Source organism: Streptomyces sp. NPDC051662, assembly GCF_040681655.1.
Taxonomy (GTDB): Bacteria; Actinomycetota; Actinomycetes; order Streptomycetales; family Streptomycetaceae; genus Streptomyces.
Genome location: NZ_JBFAZD010000020.1, coordinates 144,121 through 168,045, shown reverse-complemented (window position 1 = coordinate 168,045; position 23,925 = coordinate 144,121). Strand labels below are relative to the sequence as shown.

General features: G+C 70.7%; 21 protein-coding genes. 15 read left to right on the top strand and 6 right to left on the bottom strand.

All coding sequences use genetic code 11. The annotated features are described in order from the left end of the window. Nucleotides 1-92: 92 nt before the first annotated feature. Nucleotides 93-1,067 carry an FAD-dependent oxidoreductase gene (locus AB0M67_RS29390; RefSeq protein WP_365750305.1) on the bottom strand — a complete coding sequence of 325 codons (975 nt, stop codon included), beginning with the start codon at nucleotides 1,065-1,067 and terminating at the stop codon, nucleotides 93-95. 44 nt (nucleotides 1,068-1,111) lie between these two features. On the opposite strand from AB0M67_RS29390, the gene AB0M67_RS29385 reads away from it, so the two are divergent. Next, nucleotides 1,112-2,749: an ABC-F family ATP-binding cassette domain-containing protein gene (locus AB0M67_RS29385; protein WP_365750303.1), complete on the top strand. Its 1,638-nt coding sequence runs from the start codon at nucleotides 1,112-1,114 to the stop codon at nucleotides 2,747-2,749. 93 nt (nucleotides 2,750-2,842) lie between these two features. Here AB0M67_RS29385 and AB0M67_RS29380 read toward each other — a convergent pair whose 3' ends face one another. Next, nucleotides 2,843-5,215, bottom strand: a complete 2,373-nt coding sequence (locus tag AB0M67_RS29380) for a Tex family protein (RefSeq protein WP_365750301.1) — start codon at nucleotides 5,213-5,215, stop codon at nucleotides 2,843-2,845. Between the two features lie 201 nt (nucleotides 5,216-5,416). Here AB0M67_RS29380 and AB0M67_RS29375 point away from each other — a divergent pair, with 201 nt between their 5' ends. Continuing rightward, nucleotides 5,417-6,463 (top strand): GlxA family transcriptional regulator, encoded by a 1,047-nt coding sequence (locus tag AB0M67_RS29375; RefSeq protein WP_365750299.1) that lies wholly within the window; start codon nucleotides 5,417-5,419, stop codon nucleotides 6,461-6,463. Next, a complete protein-coding gene (locus tag AB0M67_RS29370; protein WP_365750297.1) occupies nucleotides 6,460-7,095 on the top strand; it encodes a DJ-1/PfpI family protein in 636 nt (211 codons plus the stop codon). Before AB0M67_RS29375 ends, AB0M67_RS29370 begins: the two co-directional genes overlap by 4 nt. Here AB0M67_RS29370 and AB0M67_RS29365 read toward each other — a convergent pair. Beyond that, a complete protein-coding gene (locus AB0M67_RS29365) occupies nucleotides 7,082-7,861 on the bottom strand; it encodes an enoyl-CoA hydratase/isomerase family protein (protein WP_365750295.1) in 780 nt (259 codons plus the stop codon). The genes AB0M67_RS29370 and AB0M67_RS29365 overlap by 14 nt on opposite strands. A gap of 219 nt (nucleotides 7,862-8,080) precedes the next feature. Here AB0M67_RS29365 and AB0M67_RS29360 point away from each other — a divergent pair, with 219 nt between their 5' ends. Beyond that, a complete protein-coding gene (locus tag AB0M67_RS29360; RefSeq protein WP_365750293.1) occupies nucleotides 8,081-8,551 on the top strand; it encodes an ATP-binding protein in 471 nt (156 codons plus the stop codon). Between the two features lie 9 nt (nucleotides 8,552-8,560). On the opposite strand, the gene idi is transcribed toward AB0M67_RS29360, so the two are convergent. The 3 genes from idi to galE all read right to left on the bottom strand — a co-directional run bounded on the left by idi (nucleotide 8,561) and on the right by galE (nucleotide 11,341). Then, nucleotides 8,561-9,154: an isopentenyl-diphosphate Delta-isomerase gene (gene idi / locus AB0M67_RS29355; protein ID WP_365750291.1), complete on the bottom strand. Its 594-nt coding sequence runs from the start codon at nucleotides 9,152-9,154 to the stop codon at nucleotides 8,561-8,563. Nucleotides 9,155-9,277: 123 nt separating this feature from the next. After that, nucleotides 9,278-10,216, bottom strand: a complete 939-nt coding sequence (locus AB0M67_RS29350; protein ID WP_365750289.1) for a cation diffusion facilitator family transporter — start codon at nucleotides 10,214-10,216, stop codon at nucleotides 9,278-9,280. 141 nt (nucleotides 10,217-10,357) lie between these two features. After that, on the bottom strand, nucleotides 10,358-11,341 hold the full coding sequence (gene galE / locus AB0M67_RS29345; RefSeq protein ID WP_365750287.1) for a UDP-glucose 4-epimerase GalE: 984 nt from the start codon (nucleotides 11,339-11,341) through the stop codon (nucleotides 10,358-10,360). 371 nt (nucleotides 11,342-11,712) lie between these two features. Between galE and AB0M67_RS29340 the strand changes: the two genes are divergently transcribed. The 11 genes from AB0M67_RS29340 (at nucleotide 11,713) to AB0M67_RS29290 (ending at nucleotide 23,863) form a co-directional block, all read left to right on the top strand. Continuing rightward, complete coding sequence (locus AB0M67_RS29340) at nucleotides 11,713-13,608, top strand: DUF5941 domain-containing protein (RefSeq protein WP_365750319.1); 1,896 nt, start codon at nucleotides 11,713-11,715, stop codon at nucleotides 13,606-13,608. After that, the gene (locus tag AB0M67_RS29335) at nucleotides 13,605-14,354 is read left to right on the top strand and encodes a phosphocholine cytidylyltransferase family protein (protein ID WP_365750285.1); all 750 of its coding nucleotides are present in this window, start codon (nucleotides 13,605-13,607) and stop codon (nucleotides 14,352-14,354) included. The genes AB0M67_RS29340 and AB0M67_RS29335 overlap by 4 nt, the downstream gene beginning before the upstream one ends. Beyond that, nucleotides 14,342-15,403: an iron-containing alcohol dehydrogenase family protein gene (locus AB0M67_RS29330; protein WP_365750283.1), complete on the top strand. Its 1,062-nt coding sequence runs from the start codon at nucleotides 14,342-14,344 to the stop codon at nucleotides 15,401-15,403. Before AB0M67_RS29335 ends, AB0M67_RS29330 begins: the two co-directional genes overlap by 13 nt. After that, the gene (locus tag AB0M67_RS29325) at nucleotides 15,381-16,160 is read left to right on the top strand and encodes a CDP-alcohol phosphatidyltransferase family protein (RefSeq protein WP_351417374.1); all 780 of its coding nucleotides are present in this window, start codon (nucleotides 15,381-15,383) and stop codon (nucleotides 16,158-16,160) included. Before AB0M67_RS29330 ends, AB0M67_RS29325 begins: the two co-directional genes overlap by 23 nt. Before the next feature lie 5 nt (nucleotides 16,161-16,165). Further along, nucleotides 16,166-17,038: a glycosyltransferase gene (locus AB0M67_RS29320; RefSeq protein WP_365750317.1), complete on the top strand. Its 873-nt coding sequence runs from the start codon at nucleotides 16,166-16,168 to the stop codon at nucleotides 17,036-17,038. 117 nt (nucleotides 17,039-17,155) lie between these two features. Beyond that, a complete protein-coding gene (locus AB0M67_RS29315) occupies nucleotides 17,156-18,085 on the top strand; it encodes an ABC transporter permease (protein ID WP_249947439.1) in 930 nt (309 codons plus the stop codon). Then, a complete protein-coding gene (locus AB0M67_RS29310) occupies nucleotides 18,078-18,863 on the top strand; it encodes an ABC transporter ATP-binding protein (RefSeq protein WP_365750280.1) in 786 nt (261 codons plus the stop codon). The genes AB0M67_RS29315 and AB0M67_RS29310 overlap by 8 nt, the downstream gene beginning before the upstream one ends. 381 nt (nucleotides 18,864-19,244) lie before the next feature. After that, nucleotides 19,245-20,165 carry a squalene synthase HpnC gene (hpnC, locus tag AB0M67_RS29305; RefSeq protein ID WP_365750278.1) on the top strand — a complete coding sequence of 307 codons (921 nt, stop codon included), beginning with the start codon at nucleotides 19,245-19,247 and terminating at the stop codon, nucleotides 20,163-20,165. 8 nt (nucleotides 20,166-20,173) lie between these two features. Then, nucleotides 20,174-21,112, top strand: a complete 939-nt coding sequence (gene hpnD, locus AB0M67_RS29300) for a presqualene diphosphate synthase HpnD (protein WP_365750276.1) — start codon at nucleotides 20,174-20,176, stop codon at nucleotides 21,110-21,112. A gap of 253 nt (nucleotides 21,113-21,365) precedes the next feature. Next, the gene (hpnE, locus tag AB0M67_RS29295) at nucleotides 21,366-22,751 is read left to right on the top strand and encodes a hydroxysqualene dehydroxylase HpnE (RefSeq protein ID WP_365750274.1); all 1,386 of its coding nucleotides are present in this window, start codon (nucleotides 21,366-21,368) and stop codon (nucleotides 22,749-22,751) included. A gap of 53 nt (nucleotides 22,752-22,804) precedes the next feature. Continuing rightward, entirely contained in the window at nucleotides 22,805-23,863 is a 1,059-nt protein-coding gene (locus AB0M67_RS29290) for a polyprenyl synthetase family protein (RefSeq protein ID WP_365750315.1), read from the top strand. Nucleotides 23,864-23,925 lie beyond the last annotated feature (62 nt).

Genomic DNA, 23,925 nt, shown 5'->3' with positions numbered 1-23,925 from the left:
GGCGCCGAGACGGAGAGAGCGCAGCGAACGTAGTGCGCCGGACGCCGCCGGGCCCGCCCTGCGGGCGGACGGCGCTACTTTCGCAACACGCCCTAGAAGGAGGCCACCGCCAGCCGGGCGGCGGCCTCCGCGCAGCCCCAGGCCACGGTGACTCCCGCGCCGCCGTGCCCGTAGTTGTGCACCACCCGCCCGCCCCCGGGCAGCGGCACGGCCTCGGCCTCCAGCCGCACCCGGGGACGGGCGGGCCGCAGCCCCACCCGGTGCTCAAGCACCCGCGCCCCGGCCAGTTCGGGCCGGATCCGGGCGCACCGCGCCACGATGGCCGCCGCCTCGGCCGGGTCGGGGCTCAGATCCCAGGAATGATCGCTCGCCGTGCCGCCGAGCAGCACCCCGTACGGCTGAGGCATCAGATACGTCGTCTCGGAGGACCCGGGAACGGCCGCCACGAACCACTCGTCGATCCCCGGGTTCTCCACGATCACCACCTGACCGCGCACCGGATACAGCGACGCGTCCCCCGCCAGCTCCCGGGCACCGAGCCCGGTGCAGTCGACCACGACGGACGACTCGGCCGCCGGCTCGGCGAGGTCCGTGACCGACCGGCGCTCGACCGTGCCGCCCGCCGTGCGCAGCCGCGCCTTCAAGTACCGCAGATACACCGGCATGTCGATCAGCGGGACCGCGGCCCGCAGCCCCTGGGCGACACCGTCGGGCAGCTCGTCCGTACGGGCCTCGCGCAGTTCGGGCACCCGCGAGGCCCAACTGCCCAGTCCCGCGAGCGGGGTGTCCGCCATCAGCCCCGCGACGATACGCACGCCGGTCCTGTCCGGGGTCCGCGCCAGCTGTACGTAGTGGCGCAGTGACTCCTCCAGCCACGCGCCGACCTCGCGCGCGGGCTCGATGCGATAGGGCCAGACCAGCGCTCCCGCCACCGCGGAGGTGGTCCGCGCCACCGGATCGCGGGTCCACAGCCCGACGTGGTGGCCGCTCTCCGCGAGCACCACCGCCGTCGTCAGCCCTATGACTCCGCCGCCCACCACGATCACATCAGTGCTTGTGCCGCTCATGCCCGGACCGTACCGGAATCCGCCCCGGTAGGATCAGCGCTCTGATGACTGCCACGCTCGTTGCCAAAGACCTCGCCGCGGGACACGGCGACCGCTCGCTGTTCTCCGGGCTCGATCTGGTCGTCGCGCCCGGCGATGTGATCGGACTCGTGGGCGCCAACGGCGCCGGGAAATCCACTCTGCTCCGGCTGCTCGCCGGAGTGGACACGCCCGAGAACGGGCAGCTGAGGCTGTCCCCGCCCACCGCCGCCGTCGGCCACCTCCCCCAGGAGCCCGACCGGCGCCCGGGGGAGACCGTACGGGCCTTCCTGGGCCGCCGTACCGGCGTCACCGCCGCGCAGACCGCCCTGGACGAGGCGACACTGGCGCTGGTCGAGAACGCGCCCGGTGCCGATGACGCCTACGCGACCGGCCTGGAGCGCTGGCTCGCCCTCGGCGGCGCCGACCTCGAAGAGCGGGCCGAGGAGGTCGCCGCCTCACTGGGGCTGACCGTCGGCCTGGACCAGCCCATGACCACGCTCTCCGGCGGCCAGGCCGCCCGCGCGAGCCTGGCCTCGCTGCTGCTCTCGCGGTACGACATCTTCCTGCTCGACGAGCCGACCAACGACCTCGACCTCGACGGCCTGGAGCGGCTTGAGGGCTTCGTCTCGGGCCTGCGCGCCGGCACGGTCGTCGTCAGCCATGACCGCGAGTTCCTGGTACGCACCGTGACCAAGGTGCTCGAACTCGACCTGGCCCAGCAGAGGATCACGCTCTTCGGCGGTGGCTACGAGGCGTATCTGGAGGAGCGCGAGACCGCGCGGCGGCACGCCCGTGAGGAGTTCGAGGAGTACGCCGACAAGAAGTCGTCCCTGGAGGCGCGGGCCCACACCCAGCGCTCCTGGATGGAGAAGGGCGTCAAGAACGCCCGGCGCAAGGCGAGCGACAACGACAAGATCGGCCGGAAGTTCCGTGCCGAGTCCACCGAGAAGCAGGCGGCCAAGGCACGCCAGACGCAGCGGCTGATCGAACGTCTCGATGTGGTCGAGGAGCCCCGCAAGGAGTGGGAACTGCGGATGGAGATCGCCTCCGCCGACCGGTCGGGAGCCGTGGTGGCGACGCTCCGTGCGGCCGAAGTGGCGCGCGGGGACTTCCACTTCGGACCCGTCACCCTCCAGATCGACCGGGCGGACCGGGTCGCCATCACCGGAGCCAACGGCAGTGGCAAGTCCACGCTCCTGGCCGCCCTGCTGGGCCGGCTTCCGCTGGACGAGGGCCACGCCACGCTCGGATCCGGTGTGGTCGTCGGGGAGGTGGACCAGGCACGCGCCCTCTTCCACGGTCCCGAATCCCTGCTGGACGCCTTCCGTAAGGCGGTCCCCGACACCGAACCGGCCGATATCCGTACGCTGCTCGCGAAGTTCGGCCTCAAGTCCGACCATCTCCTGCGCCCCGCGACCACGCTCTCACCGGGCGAGCGCACCCGCTCCGCGCTCGCGCTCCTCCAGGGCCGGGGCGTCAATCTCCTGGTCCTGGACGAGCCGACCAACCACCTCGACCTGCCGGCCATCGAACAGCTGGAATCGGCGCTCGACTCCTACGACGGCACGCTGCTGCTGGTCACACATGACCGCAGGATGCTGGACGCGGTCCGCACGACCCGCCGTCTCGATGTGGCGGACGGCAAGGTGACCGAGATCTGAGGCGGCCGGCGCGGAAGGTGTGAGGGCGGGGGGGGCTCCCGCCCGTCCACAGAGCCCCCGCACCCCCTCCCGCACCGCCGCGCCCAGGGCGCCTCAGCGCCGCTTGCCGCCGCCGTTCGGATCCGTCAGACCCGCCCGCCGCAAGGCGTCCGCCATCGCGCTGTTCGCCGGCGGCGGGGCCGAGGCCTGGCGTCCGCCACCGCCACCGCGGCCACCACGCCCCGCTTGCCGCTGCTGCGGAGGCCGCCCGCCGCCGCCCCCGGACCGCTCCCGGTCCTGCTTGGCCGGCTGTGCCTCGTCGTCCAGCCGCAGCGTCAGGGAGATCCGCTTACGGGGGATGTCGACGTCCATCACCTTCACCTTGACCACATCACCCGGCTTCACCACCTCGCGCGGGTCCTTCACGAAGTTCCTGGACATGGCGGAGACATGGACCAGACCGTCCTGATGCACCCCGATGTCGACGAACGCGCCGAACGCGGCGACATTCGTCACGACCCCTTCGAGCACCATCCCGGACGCCAGATCACCGAGCTTCTCGACGCCGTCCTTGAACGTGGCGGTCTTGAACGCCGGCCTCGGGTCCCGCCCCGGCTTCTCCAGCTCGCGCAGGATGTCGGTGACGGTCGGCAGACCGAAGGACTCGTTCACGAAATCGTCGGGCCGCAGCGTGCGCAGCACCGAAGCGTTCCCGATCAGCGAGGCGACCTCACTGCCCGTCCGCTTCACCATCGACCGCACCACCGGATACGCCTCGGGATGCACACTCGACGCGTCCAGCGGGTCGTCACCGCCGCGGATACGGAGGAAGCCCGCGCACTGCTCATACGCCTTCGGACCGAGCCGGGCCACATCCTTGAGCGCGCGCCGCGAGCGGAACGGGCCGTTGGCGTCGCGGTGGGCCACGATGTTCTCGGCGAGTCCCGCCCCGATGCCCGATACGCGGGAGAGCAGTGGCGCGGAAGCGGTGTTGACGTCCACACCGACACCGTTCACACAGTCCTCGACGACCGCGTCCAGTGAACGGGACAGCTTCACCTCGGACAGATCGTGCTGGTACTGGCCGACACCGATCGACTTGGGGTCGATCTTCACCAGCTCGGCCAGCGGGTCCTGGAGCCGGCGCGCGATGGAGACGGCGCCACGGATCGACACATCCAGCTCGGGCAGCTCCTGCGAAGCGAACGCCGAGGCGGAGTACACGGAGGCGCCCGCCTCCGAGACCATCACCTTCGTGAGCTTCAGCTCGGGGTGCTTGGCACAGAGGTCACCGGCGAGCTTGTCGGTCTCCCGGGACGCCGTGCCATTGCCGATGGCGATCAGATCGACGGAGTGGTCCTTGGCGAGCCGGGCCAGCTTCGCCAGCGACTCGTCCCACTTGTTGGCGGGCACATGGGGGTAGATCGTGTCGGTGGCGACGACCTTGCCGGTCGCGTCGACCACGGCCACCTTCACGCCCGTACGGAACCCGGGGTCGAGGCCGAGCGTGGCGCGGGTGCCGGCCGGGGCCGCCAGGAGCAGATCGCGGAGGTTGGCGGCGAACACCCGTACGGCCTCGTCCTCGGCTGCGGTCCGCAGCCGGAGCCTGAGGTCGATCCCGAGGTGCACCAGGACGCGGGTACGCCACGCCCAGCGCACCGTGTCGGCGAGCCACTTGTCGGCGGGACGGCCGCGGTCGGCCACGCCGAAGCGGCGCGCGACCATGTTCTCGTACATGCTCGGGCCCGGCTGCTCCGACGGCTCCTCGGGCTCCAGGACCAGATCGAGGACATCCTCCTTCTCGCCCCTGAGCATCGCGAGGACGCGGTGCGAGGGCAGCTGGGAGAAGCCCTCCGCGAAGTCGAAGTAGTCGGCGAACTTGGCGCCGGCCTCCTCCTTGCCGTCCCGCACCTTCGCCACGAGCCGGCCCCGGGTCCACATCCGTTCACGCAGCTCACCGATGAGATCGGCGTCCTCGGAGAACCGCTCCGCGAGGATGGCGCGGGCGCCCTCCAGCGCCGCCGCGGGGTCGGCGACCCCCTTGTCCGCGTCCACGAACGCGGTGGCCGCGACGAGCGGATCCACCGAAGGATCGCTCAACAGCCCCTCGGCGAGCGGCTCCAGACCGGCCTCCCGGGCGATCTGCGCCTTCGTACGCCGCTTGGGCTTGAACGGCAGATAGATGTCCTCAAGCCGCGCCTTCGTGTCGGCGGCCCGGATCCGCGCCTCCAGGGCGTCGTCGAGCTTGCCCTGCTCGCGTACGGACTCCAGGATCGCTCCCCGTCGCTCTTCCAGTTCGCGCAGATAACGCAGCCGCTCCTCAAGCGTGCGCAGCTGCGCGTCGTCGAGCATCTCGGTCGCTTCTTTGCGATAGCGCGCGATGAACGGCACGGTCGACCCGCCGTCGAGCAGCTCGACGGCCGCCTTCACCTGCCGCTCCCGTACGCCGAGTTCCTCGGCGATCCTGCCTTCGATGGACGTCGTCACGATCACGCTCCGCTGTTCAGTGGTCCGCCATGTGCATTGTGGCAGGTGGCACCGACATCAGCGGGCACGACCGGCGGTGACGAGCCGCTACAGGGACTGGTCGGTACGTGCGGCGGGGCGGGGAGGGACGGGCCGGGAATGGCAGGAAGGGTGGGGAATTCGTCCTTGCGGCCGTCGGACGCCGGGCCAAGGATGAGAACCATGACAGAGCGATCCGTACTCGTCGTCCTCTACGACGATGTGCAGAGCCTTGACGTGACCGGCCCCGTGGAGGTGTTCAACGGCGCCGGGCTCGCCATCGGCGACCGCGGCGCGTACCGGATCCGCACGGCCTCGCTCGACGGCGCTCCCGTACGGACCTCAAGCGGGCTGACCCTCGTCCCCGATCTCGCGCTCACCGACGCTCCCGACCCGCACACGCTGCTCGTGCCCGGCGGAAACGGCAGCCGCGCCCCCGACCCGCTGCTGATCGCGTGGCTGCGCCGCCGGGCGCCCCGCGCCGGGCGGATCGTCTCGGTCTGCACCGGAGCCCTGCTGCTCGCCGAGGCGGGGCTGCTCGACGGACGCCGCGCGACCACCCACTGGATAGCGGCGGACCTCCTCGCCAGGCGCTACCCCGCCGTCGACGTCGACCCCGACCCGATCTATGTACGGGACGGGCAGGTCTCCACCTCCGCCGGGGTCACCTCGGGCATCGATCTCGCCCTCGCCCTTGTCGAGGAGGACCACGGCCGCGAGGCGGCGCTCTGTGTGGCCCGTCATCTCGTGGTCTTCCTGCGCCGCCCCGGCAACCAGGCGCAGTTCAGCGTCCAGCTCGCCGCGCAGACCGCCCGGCGTGAGCCGCTGCGCGACGTACAGAGCTGGATCAGCGAACACCCGGGCGGTGATCTCTCGGTCGACTCCCTGGCGGCGCGGGCCAGTCTCTCGCCCCGTCACTTCGCGCGCGCCTTCCGGGCGGAGACCGGTATGACCCCGGGCCGCTATGTGGAACGCGTACGGCTCGAACACGCCAGAAGGCTGCTGGAGGAGAGCGCCGACGGCGTCGAGGAGATCTCCCGCGCGTGCGGCTACGGCACGCCCGAGGCCATGCGCCGCGCCTTTGTCAGAGCTCTGGGCACAGCGCCCGCCGAGTATCGCCGCCGTTTCCGTCCGAGCCCGGCTCTCGCGCCTGTCGGACCCTCTGCGCCTGTCGGACCCGCCGCGCCCGTTGCCAACCGATCAGTGACCCCGTCGAAAGGCCCCTTATGAAGATCGCGATCGTCCTGTTCGAAGGCTTCACCGCGCTCGACGCCGTCGGCCCCTACCAGATGCTCTGCTACACCCCGGGCGCCGAGACCTTCTTCGTCGCCGAGAAGACGGGGCCCGTGGCCGACGACACCGGCGCTCTCTCGCTCGTCGCCGGCAAGACGCTCACCGAGGTCCCCGCGCCGGACGTCCTGGTGGTGCCCGGCGGACCCGGCCAGGAGAAGCAGATGGAGAACGAGACGCTCCTCGGCTGGCTGCGCACGGCCGACGCCACCACCACCTGGACCACCTCCGTCTGCACCGGCTCCCTGCTGCTCGCCGCCGCCGGGCTGCTGCGCGGACGGCGGGCCACCTCCCACTGGCTGGCCGTGGACACACTGCGTACGTACGGAGCCGAGCCCACGGGCGAACGTGTCGTCACCGACGGCAAGTACGTCACGGCCGCCGGTGTCTCCTCGGGGATCGACATGGGGCTCACCCTCGCGGGCAGGCTCGTCGACGACCGGTTCGCCCAGACCGTCCAGCTGCTGACGGAGTACGACCCGCAGCCGCCCTACGACGCGGGCTCGGCGGACAAGGCGCCCGCCGATCTCGTCGCGGAGATGCGGGACGGGAGCCGGTTCATCGCTCAGTGACGGCCCGGCCCGCCTCGGCCGGTCCGAACGTCCAGTCGAAGCGCGGCTCGCGGCGTTCCAGGAAGGCTGCGACCCCCTCCGCGGTGTCGCCGCTGCCGTGCGCCTGCGCGGTCCAGTACGCCGCACGGTCGGTACGGCCCGAGGCGAACTCCTTGGCCGCCGCCTGGGTCAGCGGCGAACGCGAGACCAGCACGCGCGCGAACTCCGCCACCCGCTTGCCCAACTCGCCCTCCGGCAGCACCTCGTCGACGAGTCCGGTACGCAACGCCCGTTCCGTCTCGATCAACTCGGCCGAGAACAGCAGGTATTTGGTCGTGGCGGGACCCACCAGCGAGGCCAGCCGGCGCGTGGACGACTCCGGGTAGACGATCCCGAGCCGCGCCGGGGTGACCCCGAACCGCGCCCCCTCCTCGGCGAACCGCAGATCGCAGGCCGCGGCCAGCTGGCAGCCGCCGCCCACGCAGTAGCCGCGTACGGCCGCGAGCGTCGGCTTCGGGAAGGCGGCCAGCGCCTCCTCGGCGGCCACCGCCAGTGGCCGTGGATCCTGGTCCGGCTCGCGCAGCGAGGAGATGTCGGCGCCCGCGCAGAAGGTGGTGCCCTCACCGGTCAGGACCAGCACCCGTACGGCGGGGTCGTCCGCCAGCGTCCCGAGCAGCGGTGGCAGCTCGCGCCACATCCGCGCGGTCATCGCGTTCCGCTTGGCGGGATGGTGGATCACGACGGTCGCGATGCCGTCCGCGACGGTGTGCAGCAGCTGGGGCTCCATGCGCCGGATGCTATCCCCGCTCGCCATGACCCCGGCAACCGCTCAGAAATGGCCAGCGGATGAGCGGAGGCGATCGTGTTGCCCGTCGTGTCGTTCGAATGCGGTCGCGACACGGCAATTCCGGCTGACTTCTGTTCAGTACTCAGGTACGGACCGCGCCGGTCCCAAGACTCGGTACCGATGGACGACACCGTTCGACGCAAGGGTGGGTGCCGCACGATGGAGAGCCGCGGAAGTGTTCCGGCCCGGCCGCTGTCGTACGAGGGGGTCTGGCGGTTCACCGCACCCGCCATCGACAGCTCCGTGCCTCAGACCAGACACGCCGTACGTGACCTGCTGAAACGTCAGCGCGTACCGGTCAGGGAAGGGGTCGTCCAGGGGGCGCTACTCATCGTCTCCGAGCTGGTCACCAACGCCGTACTGCACGCGGCCCTGCTCTCGCCGGAGATCGCCGTCGAGGTCGCCATCGGCGCGACATGGATCCGGGTGTCGGTCGAGGACAACCATCCGTACCGGCCCACGGCGCTGGAGAGGGATCACGCCAGGACGGGCGGGCGCGGGCTGCTGCTCGTACAGGAGATCTCGCGTGAGGCCGGCGGGAACTGCGGTGTGGAGCACACCGCCGGCGGCGGGAAGATCGTCTGGGCGGTGCTGCCCTTCCCGTCGCCGGCCGCGCCGGACAGGACCTAAGCCCCGGGGTTACCAGCCCCCGGCAGGCCCGGTGAGCTCCCTGATGGCCGGGCGCGCCGTGTCCAGGACGGTCATGAACCACGCGGAGAACGCGGCCTCGCCATGCCGCTCGGTCAGCTCCGCCGGGGTGACGAACACCGTCTCACAGACCTCCTCGGGGTCCGGCCGCGGCGGCGCCTGCGCGAGCCCGACGAAGAGATGGTTGTACTCCTGCTCGACCAGCCCCGAGGCCGGGTCGGGGTGGTTGTAGCGCACCGTCCCCGCCTCGGCGAGCAGCGAGGGCGAGATGCCCAGCTCCTCGTGGGTACGGCGGGCGGCGGCGGCGAACGGCGCCTCGCCCGGGTACGGATGCCCGCAGCAGGTGTTCGACCAGACACCGGGGGAGTGGTACTTGCCGAGCGCACGGCGCTGGATCAGCAGCCTGCCCTGCTCGTCGAAGAGGAAGACCGAGAACGCCCGGTGCAGTTGGCCGGGTGGCTGATGGGCCGAGAGCTTCTCGGCGGTGCCGATGGTATTGCCGTGCTCGTCGACCAGCTCCAGCATGATCGTTTCTTGTGCGCCGTTCGACGAGCTGTTCGCCGCAGTGACTGGTGTGGTCGGCATAACCATCCTTCGCATCGGGCCTCGGGGCCCAAGTCTGCCGTACAAAAGCCTCGTGTCCGCACTTCGGGGGCGTGGGCATGTTCGTTCGGCGCCAGGCCGTGCCCCGGGGTGTGCCCGAGGGCGTCAGTGGCAGAGCTTCGCCTCGTGCTCCGCATGGCCCCGGGGCTCCAACTGGAAGGTGCAGTGCTCGACATCGAAGTGATGGCCCAGACATCCCTGCAGGTCATGGAGTATCTTCTCGTGGCCCACCGCGTCCAGCGCGTCCTGGTCCACCACCACATGCGCGGAGAGCACCGGCATCCCGGAAGTGATCGTCCAGACATGGAGATCGTGTACGTCCGCCACCCCGGGCAGTGCGAGCATATGCGCGCGTACCTCATTCATGTCGACGTTCTTGGGCGCCGCCTCCAGCAGGACGTTCAGCGTCTCCCGCAGCAGCTTCACCGTACGCGGGACGATCATGAGCCCGATCAGCAGGCCCGCGATCGGGTCGGCCGTCTGCCAGCCCGTGGTCAGGATGATGACGGCCGAGACCAGCACCGCGAGCGAGCCCAGGGTGTCCGCGAGGACCTCCAGATACGCGCCGCGCACATTGAGGCTCTCCTTCTGCCCCCGCATCAGCAGCGAGAGGGAGACCATGTTGGCGGCCATACCCACCAGGGCGAAGATGATCGTGAGCCCGCCCCTGGTCTCGGGCGGCACGAGGAAGCGCTCGATCGCCTCGTAGAGCAGGAAGCCACCGACCCCGAGCAGCAGCACACAGTTGGCCAGCGCGGCGAGGATCTCGGCCCGCGCGAAGCCGAAGGTGCGGGTCTCGTCCGCGGGCCTGGCTGCGAAGTGGATGGCCAGCAGGGCCATCCCGAGGCCCACCGCGTCCGTCGCCATATGCGCCGCGTCCGCGAACAGGGCGAGGGAGTCGGAGGCGATACCGCCGACGATCTCCACCACCATGACGGACAGCGTGATCGACAGAGCGATCCGCAGCCGGCCCCGGTACGCGGCGGTCGCGGTGCCCGCGGGTGGTCCTCCGTGCGTGTGCCCGTGGTTGTGCCCTGCCCCCATGAAGATGCCTCCCGGTCGTTCGGACAAACTGCCGACGAGGTCAGTGAACTACGGGTGGGGGGTATCCGGCAACACGGCACTGAACACCGTTGTCATATGCTCTGACCTGCGGAAATGACCGCAGGTCAGAGCGCGGCACGGTCACCCGACCGAGGCCGTGGGACGGTGCAGTCGCCAGCCCTCCCAGGCCGACTCGACCATCTCGCGTACACCGCGGCTCGCCGTCCAGCCCAGCTCCTCGCCGATCAGCCCGACGGCCGCGACGGCCCGCGCGGCGTCGCCGGGACGGCGCGCCTCGACCACCGGTTCCGTACGGTCGCCGGTCACCTCCGCCACCAGATCGGCCAGCTCTCGGACCGAGACCCCCTCGCCGCGGCCGATATTGACGGTGAGATCCCGGGCACGCTCCTGGCCGGCCAGCCACCGGGCGGCGGCGAGATGGGCCTCGGCGAGATCGGCGACATGGATGTAGTCCCGGATACAGGTGCCGTCCGGGGTCGGATAGTCGGCGCCGAAGATCCGCGGCGCCTCGCCCCGGCTGATCCGGTCGAAGAACATCGGGATGATGTTGAACACCCCGGTGTCCGCGAGTTCGGGCCGCCCGGCGCCCGCCACATTGAAGTAGCGCAGACAGCCGGTGGCGATCGAGTGCGCCTTTCCGGTCGCCCGTACCAGCCACTCACCCGTGAGCTTGGTCTCGCCGTACGGGTTGATCGGCACGGTGGGTGTCCGCTCCGTGATCAACTCCACATCCGGCACGCCGTACACGGCCGCCGAGGAGGAGAAGAGGAAACGCCGCACCCGCGCCGCCACCACGGCCTCCAGCAGCACCGTGAGCCCGTGCACATTCTCCCGGTAGTACCTCAGCGGCTGCTCGACGGACTCCCCGACCCGCTTCTTCGCCGCGAGATGCACGACCCCGGTGATCTCGTGCCCGGCGAGCGTACGGTCGACGAGCTCCCTGTCCAGCAAGGAACCCCGTACGAGCGGGATCCCCGCGGGCAGCCGGCCGGCGACGCCGGTCGACAGATCGTCGAGCACGACGACGCGCTCGCCCGCCGCCGCCATGGACCGCGCGACATGTGCCCCGATATAACCCGCTCCACCTGTGATCAACCACGTCATGCCGTCACCCTAGGGCGTGTCTTCGCGGGCCCGAGCTGCCGCCCGGCCGGGAACGCCGGGGACGAGCGCTCGTCAACGCCTTCTCGGCCCTCTCCGGCTTCTCCGGCGCCCTCGCTCAGGTTCTGTTCCTGTCACGGCCCGTTCATGTCATGGCCCCGCCCACAGCACCCACGGTTTGTGGGGCGGGCCGTCGATCGACAATGATGATCTCCAGGCGGGCTGTTCCCGGCCCAGATCATGGCGTCCGGGGCGTAAACGGTCGGTGAACTAAGTCTTCCGTTCATCCGATAGCCTCTGCCGACGTGCCGCAGCCCGCATCCCGGGGCGTTCGCCGCGCACCCCGCCCTGTCAGCGCCAAGGAGTGAGTTCGTCTGTCGACCGCCATCCTCACCGGTCCACCGGTACCCGGATCGTCGCTCGAAGGCGATCTGCGGTCGCTGGGTTTCGACGTACGTACCGCACCGGACGCGGAAGAGGCCCGGGGTCTGCTCGCCGCCGCCCCCGCGACCGAGCGGGTCGCGCTGGTCGACTCCCGCTTCGTCGGCCATGTCCACGCCCTGCGGCTGGCCCTGACCGATCCCCGCTTCCCGGTCGCCGCGGTGCCCGGCGCGGTCACCGCCCAGCCCGGCGCCCGTGCCGCCCTGCTGCGCGCCCTGACGTCCCTGGACGGAACCGGGGACGGGCCCCGGCAGGCCGGCGGTACGACGGAGCCGGCGCGGCCGGCCGCCACGGCCGTGGCCCCGTGTGAACCGCTCGCCGACCGGGTCGCCACCGCGCTCGACGCCGGCGGCACCACCGTCACCCGCCCCGTACTCGGCTCGCTCGTCGCCGCCGTACCGGCCGACGCCGCCGCCCGGGAACAGGCCGAGGCCGCCGTCGCCGCCGTGGACGACGAGGCCGTACGGCTGCGCTCCGCCGTGAAGGCCCGCGACGGCTTCTTCACCACCTTCTGCATCAGCCCGTACTCCCGCTATCTCGCCCGCTGGTGCGCCCGTCGGGGGCTGACCCCCAACCAGGTCACCACCGCCTCGCTGATCACCGCGCTGATCGCGGCGGCCTGCGCGGCCACCGGCACCCGCGGCGGCTATGTCGCCGCCGGCGCGCTGCTGCTCTTCTCCTTCGTCCTGGACTGCACCGACGGGCAGCTCGCCCGCTACTCGCTCCAGTACTCCACGATGGGCGCCTGGCTGGACGCGACCTTCGACCGCGCCAAGGAGTACGCCTACTACGCGGGTCTGGCGCTCGGCGCCGCGCGGGGCGGCGACGACGTATGGGCGCTCGCGCTCGGTGCGATGGTCCTCCAGACCTGCCGCCATGTCGTCGACTTCTCGTTCAACGAGGCGAACGTCGACGCGACCGCCGCGAACTCCTCGGGCAAGGCCGTGGTGGGCACCCCCACCGCCGCGCTCTCCAGCAAACTCGACAGCGTCGGCTGGACGGTCTGGGTGCGCCGGATGATCGTGCTGCCGATCGGTGAGCGCTGGGCGATGATCGCTGTTCTGACGGCCGTCACCACCCCCCGGATCGTCTTCTACGCACTGCTCATCGGCTGCGCCTTCGCCGCCTGCTACACCACCGCGGGCCGGGTCCTGCGCTCGGTGACCCGCAAGGCCGTCCGTACCGACCGGGCCGCCCAGGCGCTCGCGGACCTGTCCGACTCGGGGCCGCTCGCGGAGCTCGTCGCGCGCGTGCTGCGGCGCCCGGCCCGCGCGCTGCCCGGTGTGCTGCCGTTCCTGATCGCGCTGGCCGGTGGCGTCGTGGTCGTGGCCACGGCGGCCTTCGCGCCGCTGAAGGACCTCTCCGACAGCCCCGTGCTCATCCTCGGCGCCCTGGTGTACGTCCTGACCTCGGGGTTCGCCGTCGCCCGCCGGATGGGCGGCCCCCTCGACTGGCTGATCCCACCGGTCTTCCGGGCGGCCGAGTACAGCACTGTCCTGGTGTTCGCCGCCCGCGCCGATGTGCCCGGCGCGCTGCCCGCGGCATTCGGGCTGGTGGCGGCGGTCGCCTACCATCACTACGACGCGGTCTACCGCATCCGCGGCGGCAGTGGCGCCCCGCCCCGCCCGCTCGTCCGAGCGCTCGGCGGCCACGAGGGCCGTACGTTGCTGGTCACCGTCTGCGCCGCTCTCTCCACGCGCGAATTCGACTTCCCGCTGGAACTGACGGTGCTCGCCGTCGCCGTGGCGCTGGTCGCGCTCACGGAGTCCATCCGGTTCTGGGTGTCCTCCGGAGCCCCCGCCGTGCATGACGAAGGAGAACCCGCATGATCGGCCTCGTACTCGCCGCCGGTGCCGGAAGGCGTCTGCGCCCCTACACCGACACACTGCCGAAGGCCCTCGTGCCGGTGGATCCGGCCGGGGAGGGCACCACCACGGTTCTCGACCTGACGCTCGGCAACTTCGCCGAGGTCGGCCTCACCGAGGCGGCGATCGTCGTCGGCTACCGCAAGGAGGCCGTGTACGAGCGCAAGGCCGCGCTGGAGAAGACGTACGGGCTGAAGCTCACCCTCGTCGACAACGACAAGGCCGAGGAGTGGAACAACGCCTACTCCCTCTGGTGCGCGCGCGAGGTGCTGGCGCGGGGAGTGATCCTCGCCAACGGCGACACCGTGCACCCTGTCTCCGTCGAGAAGACCCTCCTCGCCGCCCGCGGCGAGGACCGCAGGATCATCCTGGCCCTCGACACGGTCAAGCGGCTGGCCGACGAGGAGATGAAGGTCATCACGGACGGCGCCAGGGGCGTACGCCGGATCACCAAGCTGATGGACCCGGCCACCGCCACCGGCGAGTACATCGGGGTCACCCTGATCGAGCCCGAGGCCGCCGCGGATCTCGCCGACGCGCTCAAGGCCACCTTCGAGCGGGACCCCGACCTCTACTACGAGGACGGCTACCAGGAGCTGGTCAACCGCGGCTTCACCCTCGACGTGGCGCCGATCGGCGACATCCCCTGGGTCGAGATCGACAACCACGACGACCTCGCGAAGGGCCGTGAGATCGCGTGCCAGTACTGACCCGGCTCATCCCGTCCCCGGTCGTTGTCGACATCAACCGCGGCGCCCTGGACGATCTCGCCGGCCTCCTGGCCGACCAGCGGATCTCCAGCTCGGGCCGGCTCGCCGTGGCCATAAGCGGCGGCTCAGGACAGGTGCTGCGCGAACGCCTCGCGCCGGACCTGCCGGGCGCGGACTGGTTCTCCGTCGCGGACGGCACGATCGACTGCGCGGTCAGGCTCGCCGACGACATCAAGGGCAAGCGGTACGACGCCGTGGTCGGCCTCGGCGGCGGCAAGATCATCGACGTGACGAAGTACGCGGCGGCCCGGGTGGGCCTGCCGATGGTGGCCGTCGCCACCAACCTCTCGCACGACGGCCTGTGTTCACCGGTCGCGACACTCGACAACGACAACGGCCGCGGCTCGTACGGCGTCCCCACCCCCATCGCCGTCGTCATCGATCTCGATGTGATCAGGGACGCGCCGATCCGCTTCGTACGGTCCGGCATCGGCGACGCCATCTCGAACCTCTCGGCCATCGCGGACTGGGAGCTGTCGCACCGGATCAACGGCGAGCAGGTGGACGGACTGGCCGCCGCCATGGCCCGTACCGCGGGTGAGGCCGTGCTGCGCCACCCCGGCGGGGTCGGCGACGACGAGTTCCTGACCGTCCTGGCGGAGGCCCTGGTGCTCACCGGTATCGCCATGTCGATCAGCGGGGACACCCGCCCCTCGTCCGGTGCCTGTCACGAGATCAGTCACGCCTTCGACCTGCTCTTCCCCAAGCGCTCCGCTCTCCATGGCGAACAGGTCGGCATCGGCGCCGCCTTCGCCATGCATCTGCGCGGCGCCCATGAGCAGTCACACCTGTTCACCGAGGTGCTGCACCGGCACGGGCTGCCCGTGCTGCCCGAGGAGATCGGCTTCTCCGTGGAGGAGTTCGTACGGGCCGTCGCCTACGCGCCGCAGACCCGCCCCGGCCGCTTCACCATCCTTGAGCACCTCGACCTGTCCACCGACCACATCAGGGACGCGTACGCCGACTATGCCAAGACCATCAGTAGCTGAACTCCGCCCGGTCGTACACCCGGAGGGGGTCAAGGACCGGCGCAGCGGTGAGCACTGGGCCGGGCGCCTGTACATGCGGGAGATCTCGCTGCGCGTCGACCGGTACCTGGTGAACACGCGGGTCACGCCCAACCAGCTGACGTACGTGATGACCGTCGCCGGTGCCCTCGCCGCCCCCGCCCTGCTGGTGCCGGGGATCACGGGCGCGGTGCTCGGTGTGCTGGCGGTCCAGCTCTATCTGCTGCTGGACTGCGTCGACGGTGAGATCGCCCGCTGGAAGAAGCAGTACTCGATGACCGGGGTGTATCTGGACCGGGTCGCCGCCTATCTGTGCGACGCCGCCGTTCTGCTCGGCTTCGGGCTGCGCGGCGCCGACCTGTGGGGCACCGGACGGATCGACTGGCTGTGGGCCTTCCTCGGTACGCTCGCCGCCCTCGGCGCCATCATGGTCAAGGCGGAGACCGACCTGGTCGGTGTCGCCCGCCATCAGCAGGGGCTGGCCCCGGTCAAGGAGGCGGCCTCCGAACCGCGCTCGTCCGGTATGGCGCTGGCCCGCAGGGCCGCCGGGGCGCTCAAGTTCCACCGGCTCATCCTCGGGATCGAGGCGTCCCTGCTGATCCTGCTCCTGGCGATCCTGGACTCGGTCAGGGGCGATCTGTTCTTCAGCCGTCTCGGGATCGCGGTCCTGGCCGCGATCGCCGTCGTACAGACCGTGCTGCACCTGGTCTCCATCCTGGCGTCCAGCAGGCTGAGGTGAGCGACATGCGGCTCGGCGCGGTGATTATCACGATGGGTGACCGCCCCGGCGAACTGCGTGCGCTGATCGACTCCGTCCGCCGCCAGAACGGCGACCCGGTCGAGATCGTCGTGGTCGGGAACGGCGCCCCCGTGGGCGCCGTCCCCGACGGCGTACGGACGGTCGAGCTGCCCGAGAACCTCGGGATCCCCGGCGGCCGCAACGTCGGGATCGAGGCGTTCGGACCCGCCGGCTCTGATGTGGACGCCCTGCTCTTCCTGGACGACGACGGTCTGCTGCCGCACACCGACACCGCCGAGCTGCTCCGCGAGGCGTTCGCGGCCGATCCCGTGCTCGGGATCGTCAGCTTCCGGATCACCGATCCGGAGACCGGTCTCACCCAGCGCCGCCATGTCCCGCGGCTGCGCGCGTCGGACCCGCTGCGCTCCTCCCGGGTGACGACCTTCCTCGGCGGTGCCAGTGCCGTACGCACGAGGGTCCTCGCGCAGGTCGGCGCGTTGCCCGGCGGTTTCTTCTACGCCCATGAGGAGACCGATCTCGCCTGGCGGGCGCTGGACGCCGGCTGGATGATCGACTACCGCGCCGACATGGTGCTGAACCACCCGACCATGCCGCCGTCCCGGCACGCGGTCTACCACCGCATGGTGGCCCGTAACCGGGTCTGGCTCGCCCGTCGCAATCTGCCCGCCCCCGTCGTCCCGCTCTATCTCGGCGTATGGGTGCTGCTCACCCTGGTCCGGCGCCCTTCCGTGTCCGCGCTGAAGGCGTGGTTCGGCGGGTTCCGGGAGGGGTGGGCCACCCCGTGCGGGCCGCGCCGTCCGATGAAGTGGCGTACGGTATGGCGGCTGACCCGGCTGGGCCGACCGCCTGTCATCTGACAAGCTCGGTTCTGAGAGCATCGGACAAGAGGCCGCCTGCCTCTTAACCCCCCGGGGCCGGGCCGTCCGCGCCCGCGCCCGACCGGCTGCGCATCTTGAACACGAAAGTTTCAACTTGTGAGTGACACAACCCAAGAGGGTGCGATCGCTGTGAGCGCCCCCCCGTCGCCCGACGACGGTCTGTCCGCGGCGGATCTCGCCGCCAAGTACGGTCTGTCGGTGAGCGGCGCCCGGCCAGGGCTGCGCGACTACATCCGGCAGCTGTGGGGCCGGCGTCATTTCATCCTGGCCTTTTCCCAGGCGAAGCTCACGGCCCAGTACAGCCAGGCGAAGCTGGGCCAGCTCTGGCAGGTGGCGACGCCGCTGCTGAACGCCTTCGTCTACTACTTGATCTTCGGCCTGATCCTGGGGACCAAGAAGGACATCCCCCAGGATGTCTTCGTGCCCTTCCTGGTCACCGGGGTCTTCGTCTTCACCTTCACCCAGAGCTCGGTGATGGCCGGCGTCCGCGCCATCTCCGGCAATCTGGGGCTTGTGCGGGCCCTGCACTTCCCCCGGGCCTCGCTGCCGGTCTCCTTCTCCCTCCAGCAGCTTCAGCAGCTTCTCTTCTCGATGATCGTGCTGGTCGTCGTCGCGGTGGCCTTCGGCAGCTACCCGGCCCTGAGCTGGCTGCTGGTCGTGCCCGCGCTGGCGCTCCAGTTCGTCTTCAACACCGGTCTCGCGCTGATCATGGCGAGGCTGGGCAGCAAGACGCCCGACCTCGCGCAGCTGATGCCGTTCGTGATGCGCACCTGGATGTACGCCTCGGGCGTGATGTTCTCGATCCCGTTGATGCTCAAGGACAAGCCCGCCTGGATCGCCGACGTACTCCAGTACAACCCGGCCGCCATCTACATGGACCTGGTCAGGTTCGCGCTGATCGACGGGTACGGTTCCGACAACCTGCCCGCGCACGTCTGGCTGGTCGCGCTGGTGTGGGCCGTGCTCCTGGGCGTCGTCGGCTTCGTCTACTTCTGGAAGGCTGAGGAGCGCTACGGCCGTGGCTGAGGACAACACGCAGGGGCGTATCCCCACGGTCATCGCCGACGACGTGCACATCGTGTACCGCGTCAACGGCGGTGGCGGCGGCCGGGGCAGCGCCACCGCCGCGCTCAGCCGCATACTCCGCCGCGACAAGGGGGAGTCGCGGGGCGTCCGCAAGGTCCATGCCGTCCGGGGGGTCACCTTCACCGCGTACCGCGGCGAGGCGATCGGGCTGATCGGCACGAACGGTTCCGGCAAGTCGACCCTGCTGCGCGCGATCGCCGGTCTGCTGCCGGCCGAGAGCGGCAAGGTCTACACCGACGGCCAGCCGTCCCTGCTGGGGGTCAACGCGGCCCTGATGAACGATCTGACCGGTGAGCGCAATGTCATCCTCGGCGGTCTGGCCATGGGGATGACACGGGAGCAGATCCGCGAGCGCTACCAGGAGATCGTCGACTTCTCCGGCATCAACGAGAAGGGCGACTTCATCACGCTCCCCATGCGGACGTACTCCTCCGGCATGGCGGCCAGGCTCCGGTTCTCCATCGCCGCGGCCAAGGACCACGACGTCCTCATGATCGACGAGGCGCTGGCCACCGGCGACCGGAAGTTCCAGATCCGCTCCGAGCAGCGAATTCGTGAGCTGCGCAAGGAGGCGGGTACGGTCTTCCTGGTCAGCCACAGCAACAAGTCGATCAGGGACACCTGCGACCGGGTGCTGTGGCTGGAGAAGGGCGAGCTGCTGATGGACGGCCCGACCGACGAGGTCATCAAGGCGTACGAGAAGGAGACCGGCAAGTAGTCCGGTCGGACATGATCGAATGGGCCCCCGCCGGATCGCCCCGGCGGGGGCCTCCTGGTGAGTCGATCGTCAAGGAACGGTCAAGTCCGGTGGTTCGGGGGAAGGTTGGCGTGTATTGCGCAGTTCTTGTAATGCGCGTAACACCCCGACGTGTTCCTCTTAGCTGTACAACGTAAGCTGTGCTGGGCCGATTCGCGGCAAGTGGGGTCATTCCCGCGGAGCACCCCGACTGCCTGGCAGCCTTCTGTACTCGGAGGAGCGGGCGGCGTGTCCGAAATGGGATGTATTGGGTCAGCAGTGTAGAACGGGAGATGTGACGGCAATGACGGAAAATCTCCAGCTCCGCGAGGATTCCGCCGTCCCCGTACCGGGCAGCACGCGATGACGGGCCCCCCACAGGTACGCTCCGACGTCTCCTCGCGCACCACCCTGGACAAGGCCGCGGACGAGAACTTTCCCGTGGCCCCGTTCTTCCTGCCGCGCGCCTGGCGAGACGATCTGATGGCCGTGTACGGCTTCGCCCGGCTCGTCGACGACATCGGTGACGGCGATCTCGCCCCCGGCGGCGGCGACGCCCGCCACCTGGGCGTCGACCCCTCCCAGGCGGACGACCGCGTGGTCATGCTGGACGCCTTCGAGGCGGATCTGCGGCGCCTCTTCGAACCGAAGGGCCCGGCTCCGGCACATCCGCTGCTGCGCGCCCTGACCTCGACCGTACGGCGCCGCTCGCTCACCCCCGAGCCGTTCCTCGGACTGGTCGCGGCCAACCGCCAGGACCAGCTGGTGCGCCGCTACGAGACCTATGACGACCTGCTCGCCTACTGCGAGCTGTCCGCGAACCCGGTCGGCCGTCTCGTGCTCCGGATCACCGGCACCGCGAGCCCCGAGCGCATCCGCCGCTCCGACGCCGTCTGCACGGCGCTGCAGATCGTCGAACACCTCCAGGACATCACCGAGGACCTCGGCCGGGACCGTATCTATGTGCCCGCCCAGGACATGAAGAGGTTTCATGTCACCGAGGCGGACCTCGCCGCGGGCACCGCGAACGCGTCGGTGCGCGCACTGGTGGCCTTCGAGGCCGAACGCGCCGGGCAGCTGCTGGACGAGGGCATTCCACTGGTGGGCAGCGTCCACGGCAGACTCCGGCTGCTGCTCGCCGGATTCGTCGCCGGAGGGCGAGCCGCCCTCGGTTCGATCGCGGCCGCCGGGCACGATGTGCTCCCCGGACCGCCCAAACCCACCAAGCCGCGTCTGCTGCGCGAAGTGGGAGCTGTCCTGCGAAGTGCGCACAGAAAGGGGTGAGCCGGAACGTGGAGGGACAGACGCCCATGTCCGCGCCGGTACTGGCGGCCTACAGCTACTGCGAGGCCGTCACCGGACAGCAGGCCCGTAACTTCGCCTATGGCATCAGACTGCTGCCGGCCGAGAAGCGACAGGCCATGTCCGCGCTGTACGCCCTCTCCCGGCGGGTGGACGACATCGGCGACGGCACACTCGCCCCGGAGGCCAAGCAGGTGCGCCTCGACGACACGCGCGCGCTCCTTGAGCGGGTCAGAAAGGGCGCGGTCGACGAGGACGACACCGACCCCGTCGCCGTCGCGCTCACCGACGCGGCGCGCCGTTTCCCGATCCCGCTCGGCGGCCTCGACGAGCTGATCGACGGCGTGCTGATGGACGTACGCGGTGACACCTATGAGACCTGGGACGACCTCAAGGCCTACTGCCGGTGTGTCGCGGGTGCCATCGGCCGCGTGTCGCTCGGCGTGTTCGGCACCACCCCCGGCGCGCCCGGCGCCGAGCGCGCCGCCGAGTACGCCGACACGCTGGGACTCGCACTCCAGTTGACCAACATCCTGCGCGACGTACGCGAGGACGCGGGCAACGGCCGTACGTACCTGCCCTCCGACGACCTCGCCAAGTTCGGCTGCTCCGCGGGCTTCCACAGCGCGACCCCGGCCGCGGGGGCCGACTTCGCCGGACTGGTGCACTTCGAGGTGCGCCGCGCCCGCGCGCTCTTCGCCGAGGGCCTGCGTCTGCTGCCCATGCTCGACCGGCGCAGCGGCGCCTGCGTCGCCGCCATGGCCGGTATCTACCGCCGGCTGCTCGACCGCATCGCACGCGACCCCCAGGCCGTGCTGCGCGGCAGGGTCTCGCTGCCGGGACGCGAGAAGGCCTATGTCGCCGTGCGCGGGCTGTCGGGGCTCGACGCGCGCCAGATCTCCCGGCAGACCATCAGGAGGCGTGGCTGATGCGGCTCACCGCCCGATTCGGCCCGATGCCCACGCCCCGCGGAATCCACCGGAACACGCACACACACCAGAGGTTCTCAACTCAGCGGCGCCTTGACGCGTCCTTGGTTGCGACGGAACCGGTGACTACGGGAAAACTTGATGGAAACGCCGTAAGGCGTGTCACGAGAGCGGCGCCGTCCGCCCACCGGGCGGGGCCGCCGTGCGTGACGGGCCGGGCGGGACTTCGCGGACACGGCCCAGGGGGGCACGCATGACAACGGCCGAGGACACATCCCGTCAGGCGGTCGTGGTCGGCGCGGGGCTCGCCGGCATCACGGCCGCCCTTCAGCTCGCCGACGCGGGAGTGCGGGTGACGCTCGTCGAGGGGCGGCCCCGGCTCGGCGGTCTCGCCTTCTCCTTCCAGCGCGGCGATCTCACCGTCGACAACGGTCAGCATGTGTATCTGCGCTGCTGCACGGCGTACCGCTGGTTCCTCGACCGGGTGGACGGTGCCGCGCTGGCGCCGCTCCAGGACCGGCTGGACGTACCCGTACTCGATGTCGCCCCGGCCGGCGGGCCCAGGCTGGGACGGATCCGCCGCAACGGTCTGCCCGTCCCGCTGCATCTGGCCGCCGGGCTCGCGACGTACCCGCATCTCTCGCTGGCCGAGCGCGCCTCCGTCGGGCGTGCCGCGCTCGCGCTCAAGCGGCTCGACCCCGCCGATCCGGCGCTGGACGGCATCGACTTCGCCACCTGGCTCGGCCGGCACGGCCAGTCGGAGCGGACCATCGAGGCCCTGTGGGACCTGGTCGGCGTGGCGACTCTCAACGCCACCGCGCCGCACGCGTCCATGGGGCTCGCCGCGATGGTCTTCAAGACCGGGCTGCTCTCCGAGCCCGGAGCCGCCGACATCGGCTGGGCGCGTGTTCCGCTCGGTGAGCTGCACGACACGCTCGCCCGCAAGGCACTCGACTCCGCGGGGGTACGGACCGAGACCCGCACCCGTGTCAGCTCCGTCTCCCGTGCGGAGGACGGCGGTTGGCATATCGACATGGACGGAGAGCGGCTGCGCTCGGACATCGTCGTCCTCGCCGTACCCCAGCGCGAGGCCCACGCGCTGCTGCCCGGGGGCGCGCTGGCGGACCCCGACCGGCTGCTGGACATCGGCACCGCGCCGATCCTCAACCTCCATGTCGTGTACGACCGCAAGGTGCTGCGCCGGCCGTTCTTCGCCGCGCTCGGCAGCCCGGTCCAGTGGGTCTTCGACCGTACCGATGCCTCAGGGCTGAAGGACGGCCAGTATCTGGCGGTGTCCCAGTCGGCCGCCCAGGACGAGATCGACACGCCCGTGTCGGAGTTGCGCGCGCGGTATCTGCCCGAATTGGAACGACTCCTTCCGGCCACCCGGGGCGCGGAGGTGCGGGACTTCTTCGTGACACGCGAGCGCACCGCGACGTTCGCGCCCACACCCGGCGTGGGCAGGCTGCGGCCGACGGCCCATACCCGTGCCCCCGGCCTCTTTCTGGCCGGCGCATGGACCGCCACCGGTTGGCCCGCGACCATGGAGGGTGCGGTGCGCAGCGGCTTCAGCGCCGCCGGCGCGGCCCTCGCCGAGCTGGGGCACCGCCATGAACACCCCTTGCGGGAGGCGGCATGAGCCCGAGTACCGCACCAACGAGTACTGGAACAAGAGGAGAGACCGTGCCGACTGTGCCCCCGGCTAATCCGGCTGTCGACACCGCGGATGTCCACGCGCTGCTTGAGCGAGGCCGGAGCCTGTCAACGCCGGTGCTGCGCGCCGCTGTTGAGCGGCTTGCCGCGCCCATGGACACCGTCGCGGCCTACCACTTCGGCTGGATCGACGCCGAGGGCCGGCCCGCAGACGGAGACGGCGGGAAGGCGGTGCGCCCGGCGCTCGCGCTGCTCTCCGCGGAGGCCGCCGGCGCCCCCGCCGAGACGGGGGTCCCCGGCGCGGTCGCGGTGGAACTGGTCCATAACTTCTCGCTGCTGCACGACGATCTGATGGACGGCGACGAGCAGCGCCGGCACCGCGACACCGTATGGAAGGTGCACGGCCCCGCCCAGGCGATCCTCGTCGGCGACGCCCTCTTCGTTCTCGCCAATGAGGTGCTGCTGGAGATCGGCACGGTCGAGGCGGGCCGCGCGACCCGCCGGCTGACCACCGCCACCCGCAAACTGATCGACGGTCAGGCGCAGGACATCTCCTACGAGCACCGCGAGCGGGTCACCGTCGAGGAGTGCCTGGAGATGGAGGGCAACAAGACCGGCGCCCTGCTCGCCTGCGCCGTCTCCATCGGCGCGGTCCTCGGCGGCGCCGACGACCGTACGGCCGACACGCTGGAGGCGTACGGGCACCATCTCGGCCTCGCCTTCCAGGCTGTTGACGATCTGCTCGGCATCTGGGGCGACCCGGGGGCCACCGGCAAGCAGACCTGGAGCGATCTGCGTCAGCGCAAGAAGTCCCTGCCGGTCGTCGCCGCGCTCGCCGCGGGCGGCCCGGCCTCGGAACGGCTCGGTGAACTGCTCGCCGCCGACGCCAAAAGCACTGATTTCGAGACCTTCTCGGAGGAAGAATTCGCCACCAGGGCGGCGTTGATCGAAGAGGCGGGCGGCCGGGAGTGGACCTCGCAGGAGGCTCGCAGGCAGCACGCCGTCGCCATCGAGGCCCTGGACGGTGTCGACATGCCGGAACAGGTCCGGGCGCAGCTCATCGCGCTCGCGGACTTCGTCGTCGTACGGAAGAGATGATCACTATCCCCCTATGCCTTCCTTCCAGGGGCTGAACCCCATACCCCCAACAGTCGCCGTCC

Coding starts and splice junctions, on each gene's coding strand:
- AB0M67_RS29390 (WP_365750305.1), bottom strand. CDS start 1,067: ATGAGCGGCACAAGCACTGATGTGATCGTGGTGGGCGGCGGAGTCATA.
- AB0M67_RS29385 (WP_365750303.1), top strand. CDS start 1,112: ATGACTGCCACGCTCGTTGCCAAAGACCTCGCCGCGGGACACGGCGAC.
- AB0M67_RS29375 (WP_365750299.1), top strand. CDS start 5,417: ATGACAGAGCGATCCGTACTCGTCGTCCTCTACGACGATGTGCAGAGC.
- AB0M67_RS29370 (WP_365750297.1), top strand. CDS start 6,460: ATGAAGATCGCGATCGTCCTGTTCGAAGGCTTCACCGCGCTCGACGCC.
- AB0M67_RS29365 (WP_365750295.1), bottom strand. CDS start 7,861: ATGGAGCCCCAGCTGCTGCACACCGTCGCGGACGGCATCGCGACCGTC.
- AB0M67_RS29360 (WP_365750293.1), top strand. CDS start 8,081: ATGGAGAGCCGCGGAAGTGTTCCGGCCCGGCCGCTGTCGTACGAGGGG.
- idi (WP_365750291.1), bottom strand. CDS start 9,154: ATGCCGACCACACCAGTCACTGCGGCGAACAGCTCGTCGAACGGCGCA.
- AB0M67_RS29350 (WP_365750289.1), bottom strand. CDS start 10,216: ATGGGGGCAGGGCACAACCACGGGCACACGCACGGAGGACCACCCGCG.
- galE (WP_365750287.1), bottom strand. CDS start 11,341: ATGACGTGGTTGATCACAGGTGGAGCGGGTTATATCGGGGCACATGTC.
- AB0M67_RS29335 (WP_365750285.1), top strand. CDS start 13,605: ATGATCGGCCTCGTACTCGCCGCCGGTGCCGGAAGGCGTCTGCGCCCC.
- AB0M67_RS29325 (WP_351417374.1), top strand. CDS start 15,381: ATGCCAAGACCATCAGTAGCTGAACTCCGCCCGGTCGTACACCCGGAG.
- AB0M67_RS29320 (WP_365750317.1), top strand. CDS start 16,166: ATGCGGCTCGGCGCGGTGATTATCACGATGGGTGACCGCCCCGGCGAA.
- hpnC (WP_365750278.1), top strand. CDS start 19,245: ATGACGGGCCCCCCACAGGTACGCTCCGACGTCTCCTCGCGCACCACC.
- hpnE (WP_365750274.1), top strand. CDS start 21,366: ATGACAACGGCCGAGGACACATCCCGTCAGGCGGTCGTGGTCGGCGCG.